At 40.5% G+C, this 13756-nt stretch carries 11 protein-coding genes and 1 CRISPR repeat array; of the genes, 5 read left to right on the top strand and 6 right to left on the bottom strand.

Annotated features, from left to right (window positions below; translation table 11 throughout):
- Position 1: 1 nt before the first annotated feature.
- From AC2SLL_RS09365 to wrbA, 3 genes are all read right to left on the bottom strand, one after another.
- Positions 2 to 1018, bottom strand: coding sequence for a TAXI family TRAP transporter solute-binding subunit (locus AC2SLL_RS09365; protein WP_486531426.1), 1017 nt, complete (start codon positions 1016 to 1018; stop codon positions 2 to 4).
- Positions 1019 to 1245: 227 nt separating this feature from the next.
- Positions 1246 to 1689 carry a hypothetical protein gene (locus AC2SLL_RS09360; RefSeq protein ID WP_486531425.1) on the bottom strand — a complete coding sequence of 148 codons (444 nt, stop codon included), beginning with the start codon at positions 1687 to 1689 and terminating at the stop codon, positions 1246 to 1248.
- 6 nt (positions 1690 to 1695) lie between these two features.
- On the bottom strand, positions 1696 to 2331 hold the full coding sequence (wrbA, locus tag AC2SLL_RS09355) for an NAD(P)H:quinone oxidoreductase (protein ID WP_486531424.1): 636 nt from the start codon (positions 2329 to 2331) through the stop codon (positions 1696 to 1698).
- Positions 2332 to 2481: 150 nt separating this feature from the next.
- On the opposite strand from wrbA, the gene AC2SLL_RS09350 reads away from it, so the two are divergent.
- On the top strand, positions 2482 to 4014 hold the full coding sequence (locus AC2SLL_RS09350) for a YihY family inner membrane protein (RefSeq protein WP_486531423.1): 1533 nt from the start codon (positions 2482 to 2484) through the stop codon (positions 4012 to 4014).
- Positions 4015 to 4194: 180 nt separating this feature from the next.
- On the top strand, positions 4195 to 4755 hold the full coding sequence (locus AC2SLL_RS09345) for a hypothetical protein (protein WP_486531422.1): 561 nt from the start codon (positions 4195 to 4197) through the stop codon (positions 4753 to 4755).
- 28 nt (positions 4756 to 4783) lie between these two features.
- On the opposite strand, the gene AC2SLL_RS09340 is transcribed toward AC2SLL_RS09345, so the two are convergent.
- A complete protein-coding gene (locus AC2SLL_RS09340; RefSeq protein WP_486531421.1) occupies positions 4784 to 5377 on the bottom strand; it encodes a GNAT family N-acetyltransferase in 594 nt (197 codons plus the stop codon).
- Between the two features lie 193 nt (positions 5378 to 5570).
- Between AC2SLL_RS09340 and ribF the strand changes: the two genes are divergently transcribed.
- A complete protein-coding gene (gene ribF / locus AC2SLL_RS09335) occupies positions 5571 to 6752 on the top strand; it encodes a bifunctional riboflavin kinase/FMN adenylyltransferase (protein ID WP_486531420.1) in 1182 nt (393 codons plus the stop codon).
- 210 nt (positions 6753 to 6962) lie between these two features.
- Here ribF and ald read toward each other — a convergent pair whose 3' ends face one another.
- Together ald and AC2SLL_RS09325 are read right to left on the bottom strand one after the other, a co-directional pair.
- Positions 6963 to 8075 (bottom strand): alanine dehydrogenase, encoded by a 1113-nt coding sequence (gene ald, locus AC2SLL_RS09330; RefSeq protein ID WP_486531419.1) that lies wholly within the window; start codon positions 8073 to 8075, stop codon positions 6963 to 6965.
- A 408-nt stretch (positions 8076 to 8483) separates the two neighbouring features.
- Positions 8484 to 9659, bottom strand: coding sequence for an NAD(P)/FAD-dependent oxidoreductase (locus AC2SLL_RS09325; RefSeq protein WP_486531418.1), 1176 nt, complete (start codon positions 9657 to 9659; stop codon positions 8484 to 8486).
- Positions 9660 to 9848: 189 nt separating this feature from the next.
- Here AC2SLL_RS09325 and AC2SLL_RS09320 point away from each other — a divergent pair, with 189 nt between their 5' ends.
- Positions 9849 to 11129 (top strand): BaiN/RdsA family NAD(P)/FAD-dependent oxidoreductase, encoded by a 1281-nt coding sequence (locus AC2SLL_RS09320; RefSeq protein ID WP_486531417.1) that lies wholly within the window; start codon positions 9849 to 9851, stop codon positions 11127 to 11129.
- 578 nt (positions 11130 to 11707) lie between these two features.
- Positions 11708 to 13357: a CRISPR direct-repeat array (repeat unit 28 nt; unit sequence CTTACTCACCGCACAGGTGACTTAGAAA).
- A 136-nt stretch (positions 13358 to 13493) separates the two neighbouring features.
- Positions 13494 to 13727, top strand: coding sequence for a DIP1984 family protein (locus AC2SLL_RS09315; protein WP_486531416.1), 234 nt, complete (start codon positions 13494 to 13496; stop codon positions 13725 to 13727).
- Positions 13728 to 13756 lie beyond the last annotated feature (29 nt).

Here is a 13756-nt window from a genome sequence, read left to right as displayed (position 1 = left end):
ATTAAGAGGCAGGCGCTGATGCAACAGCAATGCCAGCTTTTTCAAACACAGCCACTGCCGCTGGATGCTGAGGAATCGCTAAGCCTTCTAATAAAGACTCTTTAGTAATGTTTTTATAAGCAGGATGAGACTCTTTAAACTCATCAAAGTTGTCTAAAATTGCTTGAGTGATTGTTGCTACCGCATCATCAGCCATATTTTCACGAGTCACTAGAACCGCTTTTACACCCAAGCTTGGTACGTCTTTCTCAACACCTTCGTAGTATTCCGCTAAGATTGTACCTTTAGCATAGTAAGGGTTGTCAGCAACTAGCTTGTCAACACCGGGACCTTCAATGGGCACAAGGTTAATTTTAACTGAATTAGCTGCGTCTTTGATGTTGGCTGTTGGATGACCAACCATATAGAAGTAACCATCAACTTTATTATCTTTAAGCATGGTTGGGCCTTCAGAAGCCTTTAGCTCATTAGCAAAAGCTAAATCATCGATACTAATGCCGCTTGCTGCAAATACGGCTTCAGCAGTCATGCGGTTACCACTACCTGGTACATCAACGTTAATTCTTTTACCTTTCACGTCTTCAAGTTTTTCAATACCAGAATCTTTACGAACGATTAATGATAACAATTCTGGATAAATAGCCAATACACTACGTAACTCTTTAACAGGCGCATCCGCAAATTTACCTTTACCATTTAAGGCTTGGTAAACGGTATCACTTTGAGCAATACCAAAATCAAGTTCGCCAGCTTTGATCGTATTAACGTTATAAACTGAACCACCTGTTGATTCCACTGAACAGCGAATTGGAGATTCAGCAGCTTTAACCATACGGCAAATAGCACCACCAGTGGGGTAATAAGTACCAGTAACACCGCCTGTACCAATAGTAATAAACTTAGTAGCGCTTTTGTTTGCCTCGCTATCAGCAGTTGAAGTCTCTTCAGCTGGCTGTGAACAGCCTGTTACCATAAGTACAGATAATGCTGCAGCGGTTAATGAGGGTAATAATTTCATAACTAATGTTCCTAGTTGCCATAAGGTCTTTTGCAGTAACGAATATTAGACCTTTAATCCATTAAAAATTCTAATAACTCATTCACTAAAATTTATTCATTACTTTGTAACAATAAGTCAATCCTATTATATTTGTATGTACAAGTCTAGTAATACATAGATAAAAATCGCACCAGACCGTCACATTTTGGCAACATTTAGGCAATATTTAACGGTATGAGATTGAATTAATGTGTTTTGTTCATTGATGGCAGGACTTTCAGTAGTTTAAATAACCATATATTAATCAGAGCTAACAATATCGTATCAAGTAGATATACCCACCATAAACTAATACCATTATCGTAAAATCTGGAAAACAAAGTCACGCCACTTGCGCCTAAATATAGTAAAGTTACCATACTGCCAAGTAGCAAGGCATAAGGCGATTTTCCTTTTATGACCCAAGGAGTAAACAATAAGGCAGGGACAAGCCACATTATCTGCCAAGCAATACCCCCTATCATATTAGGCTGAGTAGATAAAAGCGTAGCCAGTAAAACTGGAAATACAATGCTACGATATCCAATCCAAACTAGCCACGCACAACGGAGCCGCCCTTGAAATTTAGCCATTTCAACAAAGTTGCTTACCTCAGGCTTCATGTTTTTTGAATGCTCGTGTGTGGACATTTATTCTTACCACTGAGTATTTGAAAGTGATCTGGCCGTTTTAGCCAAACGCCTACCTTGTGCCACAGCCAATGCCCGTTCATCTGCAGTGACTGGCTCATCATGAGAAGCACCACTAACATGAGTAGCACCATAAGGCGTGCCGCCTCTATTGGTTCTATTTAATGCTGGCTCAGCATATGGTAGCCCAAGTAGCATCATACCGTGATGCATTAATGGCATCATCATAGTTAACAAGGTAGTTTCTTGCCCGCCATGCATCGAACCCGTACTGGTAAAAACGCAAGCTGGTTTGTTTTGTAAGTCTCCAGCCAACCAAATGGTTACGGTATTATCCCAGAAGTGCTTCATAGCGGCTGCCATATTACCAAAATGAGTTGGGCTACCTAAAGCCAGGCCCTGACAGTTTTTCAGATCATCCATAGTACAGTACAAATCGCCTTCATCAGGTATGGCGGGTTTACTTGCAGTAGTTTCTGTCGCCACTGTGGGTACGGTACGGATTCGAGCAGTCAATCCTGATTCTTCGATGCCTTGAGCAATAGCATATGCCAACTCTTTGGTGGTACCATATTGCGAATAATATAAAACCAATACGTAGTTCGGATTTGTTGAACTCAAAGAAGATGTTATGTGCGTCATAAAATAATTTTCCAATTTTAAATTTTAGAAACTGAGAGCAAGTTATCACATTAATGTAGGTATCATAGCATTTTGAGAGATATAATCTGCACCTATAGTGACTCAAATTTTGTTAAACTACTCTAAACAATTACGGTGTAATGGTAAAGCATGACAAACTTGCTTAAGAAGCTGCCTTTTTATGACAGCACATGGTTCAACTTTTTGCGTTTTTTGATACGTCATTTCTTAGAGGATAACTGTCAACAAAAAGCAGCCTCTTTAACTTATACAACACTGTTATCTCTGGTGCCTATGATAACGGTACTGTTGATGATTTTGTCATCAGTGCCCGCACTAGAATCAGCACGTGAACAGATTTATGACCTTATTTTCAGTAACTTAATGCCGCAGTCCAGTGTCCAAGTTAGTGGCTATATTAATGATTTTGCAGAAAAATCAAGCAATTTAACTGCCATTGGTGCTATGGTTTTATTCCTCACCACAATTATGACTCTGACCACTATTGAAAAAGCTTTTAATCAAATTTGGCGGGTTGAAGATCGCTCTGGGGGACTCAAAAGTATTTTACGGTATTGGACTATTGTAACCCTTGGCCCTTTAGTCCTTGGTACGGCATTTATCGTATCCAGTGCAGTGCAAAGCTTAAGCTTTTTAAATCAGCAAGTTGGCGGATATGGTATTGACTGGTCTTTTTGGGTACAACTGATTTCATTTGGTATTACTATTGCTGGATTCATTGGCATGTATTGGTTTATACCTAAAGCTAAAGTTCCTATTAAAAATGCAGCGGTTGCAGGTGTTTTTATTGCTATTACGTTTGAACTATTAAAGCTTACCTTTGGTACGGTAATGAGCAACTTTACCAGTTATGAGGCAATTTATGGTGCATTTGCAGCCTTACCAATTTTTCTGTTGTGGATTTACTTATCGTGGAATCTTATCTTGTTGGGTGTTGAGATCAGCTATACCTTAACAATTTTTGCAACGGGTGAAGTATACCCTCGCCACCCTCTGCTTAGCTTATTGGATATGCTAAACCTCATTTATACCAGCCATCAAAAAGGCAGTTCAGTAAAAGAGCAGGAGCTTCGCGATGTACTGGGTCGAAAAGAGTTACCCAAATGGTATACCTATTTAAACTATCTTAAAGACAGTGATTTAATCACAGTAACAGAGTCAGAGGAATATGTGCTCAAAAAAGACTTAAGCAAGATGACATTGTGGGACTTTTACCGAACACTGCCCTATCCTCTTCCTATTAAAGATGAGCTGAATGAAATAACAAATACCAATCTGCAATGGTTAAATCTTTTAGCGGAGCGTTTTGTACATACTGAAATATGCGCCAAACACGAGCTTGATATCCCATTATCAAAAATTTTCGAGAACAGTCGTCCACGAGATAAGACCGCAAAAGGTAATACAATGCCTTATAAACAGGTTAAGCGTGAGTACAACCAATTGAATGGGCATTTTGATGCCGAAGCATTTGATCGGGAAGCAAATATTGTTGAGGACAACCACAATAAAGAGGCCATAATTCCACCTAACTCAGACTTAGATAAATCAGATTTAGCAACAAATGCAGAGTCTAGACAGACAAAAAGATCAGGGTTATTCGCCATTTTGGCTCATCACGACAACCCAGTCATAACTGAAGAGGATAACCCTAATAAATAATAGTATTGACAAAACCATGAATATATATTTCCAACCCATAGATACACTAGCGTAAGAAATAAGGGTATAAAGGGTATAAACTCTATGACTAACTTGATTTAATAAGAGCCGTTTATTAAATAAAACTAAACATATAAATGGATAGTTAAAGGTGTAAGCTTTAAGAAATAAGGAATTATCATGTCAAACAGAGCCAGAACATCTCAGCAAAAGGTTATACTTACACTATTGTTAGCGGTGACACCTTTATGCTTAGTAGTATCTTGCGAACACTCAAGCTCAGAGACAGAAACGGCAAATCTAGACATTGATGATGCTACTACCTTAAGCGTTAATTCCGCAGATAAAGATGTTTTGACTGCTAACTCAGGCCATACTTCAGATCCTAGCAAATTTGGGGTTCATCCAAGCATTGTTAGCAGTAACGTGTCAAATATTAGCGAAGGATCCCCTGAAGCGGTATTATCTAAAGCATTAAACACCTTATATTATGGTAATGCTAAAGATGCCGCAATTTACTACCAAACCTCGATGCCTGACTTCGAGGAGCAGTTAGAGAATACTCAAGAAGCCTTCCAAAAGACGGTAAGAAAAATCAACATAAACGAGATTATTTATAATGACGACAAAACTACCGCAACGCTTAAAGGAGAAATCTCCCTAAATGGTGTGGAACAAACTGATTACGCTGAATTTGACTTAGAAAAAGTAAATGGCGTTTGGATGCTCCTAACTGAGTAGGCGTTTGATTGCAATAAAAATAGAAAGCTTACCCGTTATTTTGCTTCCCCATAATAATGACATCTGCAAGAAAATCGCCCATATCGCAAACTTTTGGTAGTCTGCCCCACGTTTCAAAGTCAAACCTCTTGAATAAATTAATACTTGGATTATTATGAGCAAAAATTAAGGCAATGACATTATGTATTCCAAGCTTAGGCGCTTGCTCTAACATCCATTTTAACAATAAGCTTGCTAGCTTACGTCGATGATACTTATGTGATACGTAAATACTTATCTCGCTACTGATATGATAGGCGAAGCGACTCTTATAGTCACTAAAGCTTCCCCATGCCATCAACTCTCCTGCTCTATTTTTGATAACATATATAGGGCGTGCAGGATTATTTAAGTGTTGATCAAACCAATCTTGTCTTTCTATTACTTTGATAGGTTGCAAATCTGCTGTGGCTATTTTTGAGGTAATATTTTCATTATAAATAGCCACAATGTCTGCTAAATCGTCTGGCTTAGCCAGTGTAATGAATATATCGCTATCACAACCATCTTTCATTCTGATTGGCATTGTTTGATCTGTACGCTCATCGAACGCTTCAATACCCGTTCTATTTTGTTTATTCATATTTATTAAAACTCACAATTAATGCTTTAAACCAATATCATTCATAATTCTTGCCTATTTTACATTATAATGGGTGCCAATATCTTTACCAGAAACTTGATAAGCTGCGTTGAACACGTCTAAATTAAATAGTTAAAAAGACTGTTTTTATCGATACACCATGCTTTAATTCTTCTTTATCAGTAACCAATATATGAAAATAATCTTTTTAAATTCGGCCGAAATAACTACCCTGACTAAACATCCACAGGATCTGCCTGCCAGCATCCTTACTATTGGGAACTTTGATGGGATTCATTTGGGTCATCAAGCTATGCTCAACCAGCTTAAAGAGACCGCTAAGCAACAAGAGCTTGCCTCGATGGTCATGATATTTGAGCCCCAGCCTCGTGAATATTTCGCCCAATTAAAAGGCGACCCCCAGTTAGCGCCTGCCCGCCTTACCTCGCAAGACGAGAAACTTGCTTTGCTAAAGGCATTTGCCATTGATATCGTCGTGGTGGCAACATTCGATACCTCCTTTCGATCACTATCCGCCAGTCAATTTGCTGATATGCTAATTAATGCACTTAACGTCAAGCGTTTGGTATTGGGTGATGATTTTCGTTTTGGTAATGATCGCACAGGGGATAGTGAGTTTTTGCGCCATTATGGTCTGCCCGTGACTAACCTACATACGATTACAGATACCTATGTAACGGACATTGTGACGGATACAGATAAAACAGATATTCAAGTTACAGACAACCATACAACAGATACGCATAGCACTGCCATCAAAGATCGCAATGTAGATGCCAACTCATATTTAAATGACAGTAATGAGCCTAGAGATGATCGCATTAGCTCAACCCGAATAAGAGAGTTATTAAGCTTAGGTCATCTTAAAACAGCCAACCGTTTGTTGGGGCGTGACTATAGTATCATTGGTAAAGTAATCGAAGGTGATCAGATCGGTAGAACCCTTGACTTCCCAACGGCAAATATAGCGCTAAACCGATTACTCCCCGCACTACATGGTGTGTATGGAGTCGATGTGGTGGCACTTGATGATACTGGAAACACCATAGCCAATGCCTTTCAAAGTTTAGCAACTGATAATAACTTTGGCATTGCTGGGTTTCGTCCCCACAGTCTATTTGGTGCGGCTAATATTGGCTTGCGTCCCTCTATTGAGAAGCCTCATGATTGGCGATTGGAAGTTTTTTTCCCAGAGTTTTCTGGCAATCTGTACGGAAAAACACTTGCCGTTAGATTCCTACATCATCTGCATGATGAGCGCAAATACGAGGGGTTAGCAGCGCTAAAAGCAGGCATACAACAAGATGTAACAGATTTAATTGCTTGGCGCAGGAATATTCTCCAACCAATATAGGACTATTCTTTAATCAGTAGTCTGACCTAGACGTATCCTATCGTCTTTATACGGCAAGCAAACTTCAATACTGACTTACTGACTTACTGACTTACTGACTTACTGACTTACTGACTTGAACAGTGACGCTTCCTCCTCTATAAAAAACAAAAAGGTCGAACCTATTTTAGATTCGACCTTTCTAGAGCATGTTAAGTTAGACAGTCTTGTTTATAACAAAGACTTGACCTCAACATAGTCATAGCCTAGAGACTCCGCTACACCTTTACAAGTTACTTTACCATTTAAAGTATTAAAGCCTTTTAGTAATGCTTCGTCATCAACACACGCTTGTTTGTAACCCTTATCAGCCAATGCCAGAGCATAAGGTAAGGTTACATTGGATAAGGCAATGGTTGAGGTACGAGGCACAGCGCCTGGCATGTTAGCCACCGCATAATGAATAATCCCGTGTTTGACATAAGTAGGATTATCATGGGTTGAGATACGGTCGGTAGTCTCGAAGCAGCCGCCTTGATCAATAGCAATATCAACAACCACACTGCCCTCACTCATTGACGCAATCATCTCTTCGGTAACGAGTTTCGGCGCAGAGGCCCCAGGAATCAATACCGCACCAATCACTAAGTCACTCTCTTTCACGCAGTTGGCTAAGTTAGTAGGATTTGACATCAAGGTTTGGATAGTGTTACCAAAAAGCTCTGACAACTCTTTTAAGCGTTTAGGACTTAAATCTAAAATTGTTACGTCCGCACCCAACCCTACTGCCATTTTGGCTGCTTCAGTGCCAGAAACACCGCCACCCAAAATAGTGACCTTAGCTTTTCTCACGCCAGGTACACCGCCCAATAGAATGCCCTTGCCACCATAAAACTTTTGCAAAAATTGCGCACCAATTTGAGTGCTCATTCGTCCAGCAACTTCACTCATTGGCGTCAATAATGGCAAGCCGCCATCACGTGTCTGAACCGTTTCATAAGCAATTGCATTTACTTTTTTCTCTATCAAAGCTTCAGTCAACTTAGGTTCAGCAGCGAGATGCAAGTAAGTAAACAAAGTTTGATTTTCTTTAAAATATTTATATTCTTCTGCAATTGGCTCTTTAACCTTGATGATCATTTCGTTGTCCCATACCGTTTCGGCATCGGGTACAATTACTGCGCCTGATTTTTTATAATCTTCATCACTAAAGTGAGAGCCCGTACCAGCACCTGTCTCTACAAAAACCTCATGCCCTCGTTTTACTAAAGCGTCGACACCACTTGGTGGTAATCCAACACGGTTTTCATTATTTTTGATTTCTTTTGGAATACCAATTTTCATTCTAGTCTCCTTGCAGATAATTGCAAAAATCCCTTTAAACGTTGCCTTTAATACTGTGACAACTCCCCAATAACTTTAGGTTATAAACCCTATAAATAAAAGCTACTGAAGGATTTTAGCAGGGATTTACCTTAGAAGGATAATTGAGTGTATAAACTAAAAATAGATTTTATTTCTATAAAACTCATTATAAATTGCGCCAATTTTCCTCTTTTTAGCCTATAGTCAAAGAAGTCTAAAATGGTTACAAGGCAACCGAGTGCAAGTACTACTGGAGTAGGCTTAACGAGGTTAACGCCGTAACCGTTTAGTAGTTCGCTGACTATACTAAAGAGGCAGAAAAAATCGCATTTAATAATACTAACTACGCAAGCTCAAAACTCTGTTTAGCTACGTTTTAAATACGGCTTATAGGAATAACTGTACCACGTTGCTAGCAGCCTCATAACAGCTTTCTATACGTCCCTCCCCGCACCAATCTCCGGTAACAATCCATTGCTTTTTGGCATCCACATAGGCCAGTAACTTGGTACTCGAATCTTTCGAATCTGACAGTTCGGTAGCAGCAAAGCGCCAACGATGACAATCAAGGTGGGCGGGATAAGTTGACTCATTGAAGCCTAAGACAGCTTTTGCTTCCTCCAACATGATGGCTTTAACATCGTCTATCTCATCATCCACATATTGCTCCGACCATTTATTATTAGTATGGATGGTAACACTCGGTAATACGGCAGTGCGTGACGGCTTATTGTGCTCAATAAATACCCTACTAAGTACTGTTTGCTGTAGCTGCTCCGTATCAACAGTCAAAACATCCCACTGCACCTCTCTTAAGGTAGGCGGTAGCGCATCTGCTGTTTCCCAACCGAGCATCAAGGTGTAGCAAGCCAGCATTTTGTGCTGTGATATAGCGGCAAAATGTTCGAACTCAGTATCTGCAACCAATTCGATAGCTTGCCTTTGTGGTGCCGTACAAATAACCCAATCGAAGCTGCCTAATAAGTGCCCCTTGTCATCATTTAAAACCGTCTTGCCCTTTTCAAGGGTAGCCTTAGCCAGTGGCGCTACTCGGGTTTTAAATCGAATGGTGGTATGGCTTAGTTTATTGGCTATCGCTCTACCCCAACTGGTCATTTTAGGACTACTGATAAATCGAGGTTGCTTTAGATCATCCCATTTATCTGACAATTCTATTTTTAATGATTCATTCGTTGCATTCCTGCTGAATCTTGCGGTTTGAGCCTGCCACGGCTCTACCACGCCATGCTCAATCCAGGGCTTTAAATACGTTTGAAATGCTTGCGTTTTGGCGGTAAAAAATTGTGCGCCAAAATCAAACTGCCAACATTTTTGTGTATCCTCTGCCCCCAGACCATGGCTACTCTGTGGCGTTTTATAGCGGGTCGCCAAGCGCCCTACTCCAGCAGATTTTTCAAAAATAGTAATCTTAAAATTGCGCTTATTGGCAATAAGTGATTGTTCCAGTAAATCTGCCGTTATCAGACCCGTTAGCCCGCCGCCAATAATTGCGATTTGCAAGGTTGATTCTGAGTGTGTTATAGACGATATAGAGGTGGACATATTCGGATAATCCAGTAGTTTCAATAACCCGTATTGTGACAAACAACACTTATATTGGCTAGCTTTGAATCTGGCAAACGTTGATTTACTGAGTGGAATGACAAAAGAATGACACTTAAACACCCAAGCTTGTATAATCTTCACACAATAACAATACGATAGAATGCCACTAATGAATAAGCCCTTTATATGATTAAGTCCACACAGAATACCTCAAATTCAAGCCTAGCAACTGTGTCTGCCTCACACTCAAATATATCATGTCATCAGGTAGATGTACTCATCATAGGCGCCGGCGCATCAGGTCTATACTGCGCCTTTACTGCGGGTCAGCGTGGACGCTCGGTTATGGTCATTGACCATGCCAATAAAGCGGGCAAGAAAATACTCATGTCAGGCGGAGGACGCTGTAACTTCACCAACTATGTGGTCGAGCCTGAACACTTTATCGGCAGCAACGCTCACTTTTGCAAATCTGCCCTAACACGTTACAACCCGTGGGAATTTATCGGCTTAGTCGAGAAACATGGCATCCCCTATCACGAGCGAGAGCATGGACAACTGTTTTGCGATGACTCATCAAAAGACATTTTGAACATGCTACTGGATGAGTGTTCCCAAGCTGGGGCTAAAGTGCAATTAAAAACCACGGTCACCGCTATCAAGCCTATCAAACAAAATGAGGCGTCACAAGGACGAGGCTTTCTCGTTGAAACTTCAAAAGGAGACATCCACTGTGCCTCCTTAGTGATTGCAACAGGTGGATTGTCCATTCCAACGATGGGCGCCACAGGTTTTGGCTATGAGGTTGCCACTCAGTTTGGGCATAATATCTTATCCACGTCAGCAGGCTTAGTTCCCTTTACCTTTACCGGTAAAATTGGCGAAACTATTGCGCCCCTGTCTGGTATTAGCTTAGATGTGGTGGCATTTAATGAGCGCATAGCCTTCCCTCGCCCTATGTTATTTACACATAGAGGACTGTCTGGCCCTGCGATGTTGCAACTATCAAACTATTGGGAGGTGGGCGAATCCATCCACATTAATCTGTTACCCAATATTGATGTCAGCGCCTTATTGATTGAAGCCAAGTCTACCCATCCCAAACAACTGATTCGTAGTGCCCTAGCTGAGCACTTCCCGAAGAAATTACTGATAGCATTACAAGACTTGCATTGGTCTGACTTCAAAGACAAAGAAATTGCCAATATTAAAGATGAAACATTAGAAGACATTGGCAATAAAATCAACAACTGGACGATCAAACCCTCAGGTACAGAAGGCTATCGCACCGCAGAAGTTACCCGTGGTGGCGTCAATACTGATGAGGTGTCTTCCAAAACCTTTGAGAGCAAGCTTCAGCCAAATTTATACTTTATCGGCGAAGTATTGGACGTCACTGGCTGGCTGGGTGGATATAACTTTCAATGGGCTTGGGCCAGTGGCAAAGCATGTGGCGAGGTGGTTTAGCGAAGATATAGCAAAACCTACATTATAGTATGCTCAACGTGTAGCGTGGGTGCAATGAAATAAAACCCACGGATATTTGATTGACATAATCAGCGCATCACTTAACTTATCTATCATTCCAACTTTCTATGTTTTCAAAGTTTTCACGATATTAAAAGGGTAGCTAATCCTGCTATGCGCTTGTATCTGTCTTGCTAATGGCGTGCGTACTAACGTGTCTAGATGAGTTACTGTTACCTCGACACCTCCTCTAGCCACAGTCCGCAACGCCATTATCTGCGACAGGATACCGCTACTATCAGGGCTAGCGGTTACATCGGATTCTTGCTAATATTTATCGTAGTTTGAATGAGGTTATCTAACCGTACTCTAAAACTTGAAGCTAATAACTAACGACTCAACTTCATTCAATGAATCAATAATACTGATCAAAAAATTGGGATAAAACCCATTTTTCTTACTATTTAAAAACTTACTTTAAAATCAATAGGTTATAACAGGCCTAAAAATAGAGGGTAAAAATAGGTTTTTTGCCCTCTAGGCTTTGCTATAATTGAATTGTTCGAGGATTAATTCCTCTTACTCACCGCACAGGTGACTTAGAAATCATCGCCGTTTATAAGCAGCTCCCAACTCTCCTTACTCACCGCACAGGTGACTTAGAAAGTGCAAGCGGTCCCTTGTGTGCACAGCATTTACTTACTCACCGCACAGGTGACTTAGAAAACGCACGCTATCAGCAGTCAAAGCTAAAGATACTTACTCACCGCACAGGTGACTTAGAAATGACGTTGACTGCGATCGTTATTTTGATAGTTTCTTACTCACCGCACAGGTGACTTAGAAATAACATAATCAACATCAAAATCTGCTGGCGATCTTACTCACCGCACAGGTGACTTAGAAAATCTCAGCATGTGCAAATAAAGGTAGAGCTGCCTTACTCACCGCACAGGTGACTTAGAAACGAAAAGGGTAGTATCATTTATAAAATTAATCCTTACTCACCGCACAGGTGACTTAGAAATTGTAAGTCTGCACCTTGTAAGTCTGCACCTTCTTACTCACCGCACAGGTGACTTAGAAAACACAATTTAGTAGTGGACTCTAGCGAAAAATCTTACTCACCGCACAGGTGACTTAGAAAAGTGAATTCACGATAGCCAACATTTACCTTTGCTTACTCACCGCACAGGTGACTTAGAAATACATTCAATGATTATATTATGTGTGACTACTCTTACTCACCGCACAGGTGACTTAGAAATGTTCCATTAATAACAATTTGAACTTTATCACCTTACTCACCGCACAGGTGACTTAGAAATCGTGGTTCTATATTTATCTATGATGAATGTCCTTACTCACCGCACAGGTGACTTAGAAATTAATGGAACAGGTTGCGCATTAGCTCCAAAACTTACTCACCGCACAGGTGACTTAGAAAACCGGCAGAAGTAGAAGCATAAGCACTATAAGCTTACTCACCGCACAGGTGACTTAGAAATTATTATGAAAAAAAACGGCATGTTATAATTACTTACTCACCGCACAGGTGACTTAGAAAAGTTGGCAAAGCTGGTGCTGTTGATAATTCGTCTTACTCACCGCACAGGTGACTTAGAAATTTTGATTCAATAAATTTAATCAATTCATTCTCTTACTCACCGCACAGGTGACTTAGAAATATGAAATCGGATAAATTAGTGATAGCTGTAACTTACTCACCGCACAGGTGACTTAGAAAAAGAACAAGTTCAATATCATTCATGGCATGCGCTTACTCACCGCACAGGTGACTTAGAAATTTTAAATATTGATTGATCACAGTCGCTGACTCTTACTCACCGCACAGGTGACTTAGAAAATCATCTGGAGGTGTCAAACCGTTAAGTCTATCTTACTCACCGCACAGGTGACTTAGAAACTTTGCGTGTGTGTGAGTGTGAGTACCCCTGCCTTACTCACCGCATAGGTGACTTAGAAAAATGACGAATACGTTTGTATCCCTGCATACGACTTACTCACCGCACAGGTGACTTAGAAAACGGCATCAGTCAATCTTAAAAGCTGGGAGGCTCTTACTCACCGCATAGGTGACTTAGAAAATATCGCCAAGCTGATTTAGAGGCTGGGTCAACTTACTCACCGCACAGGTGACTTAGAAAACATTTCGCAGCAAACTACATTCGCATCTGTCCTTACTCACCGCACAGGTGACTTATGAGCAGCGTTAAAAAATTGCACTGCAATTTTAGCTGCGCAAGAGAAAATCCCTTAAAGGGGATTTTCTGAGAGTTATGCTTACGTAATGAGTTTTAAAACATATACCACCGCATAGGTGACTTAGAAAACTGGTGGCCTTTGCTAAGTTTATTAGTGCAGCGTGATACGCTAGAGATGCGTCATAAGCTACTCATTGATACCATAGAAGCAACCCGTAATGACGAGCAACGTTATAGTTATCGTGAGATTAAATGGCATGTGATTGTGTCTGTTTCTGCACTGCAAAAGCAAGCCGATGACATTGCCATGAAGTTACGCAACATTAATTTGGTTATTCAAGCCAATAATTGGCAGATTGATTTAGTTGAATAACCACCTGAATACAGATGTAATATCTATTA

This window comes from Psychrobacter sp. CX97 (assembly GCF_057396285.1).
This window is presented reverse-complemented; position numbering and strand designations above follow the sequence as displayed.

Bases quoted from the DNA above. Each gene is read 5' to 3' on its own strand.
- AC2SLL_RS09320 (WP_486531417.1), top strand. From the start codon at position 9,849: ATGATTAAGTCCACACAGAATACCTCAAATTCAAGCCTAGCAACTGTG.
- ribF (WP_486531420.1), top strand. From the start codon at position 5,571: ATGAAAATAATCTTTTTAAATTCGGCCGAAATAACTACCCTGACTAAA.
- AC2SLL_RS09365 (WP_486531426.1), bottom strand. From the start codon at position 1,018: ATGAAATTATTACCCTCATTAACCGCTGCAGCATTATCTGTACTTATG.
- AC2SLL_RS09350 (WP_486531423.1), top strand. From the start codon at position 2,482: ATGACAAACTTGCTTAAGAAGCTGCCTTTTTATGACAGCACATGGTTC.
- wrbA (WP_486531424.1), bottom strand. From the start codon at position 2,331: ATGACGCACATAACATCTTCTTTGAGTTCAACAAATCCGAACTACGTA.
- AC2SLL_RS09340 (WP_486531421.1), bottom strand. From the start codon at position 5,377: ATGAATAAACAAAATAGAACGGGTATTGAAGCGTTCGATGAGCGTACA.
- AC2SLL_RS09345 (WP_486531422.1), top strand. From the start codon at position 4,195: ATGTCAAACAGAGCCAGAACATCTCAGCAAAAGGTTATACTTACACTA.
- AC2SLL_RS09325 (WP_486531418.1), bottom strand. From the start codon at position 9,659: ATGTCCACCTCTATATCGTCTATAACACACTCAGAATCAACCTTGCAA.
- AC2SLL_RS09360 (WP_486531425.1), bottom strand. From the start codon at position 1,689: ATGTCCACACACGAGCATTCAAAAAACATGAAGCCTGAGGTAAGCAAC.
- ald (WP_486531419.1), bottom strand. From the start codon at position 8,075: ATGAAAATTGGTATTCCAAAAGAAATCAAAAATAATGAAAACCGTGTT.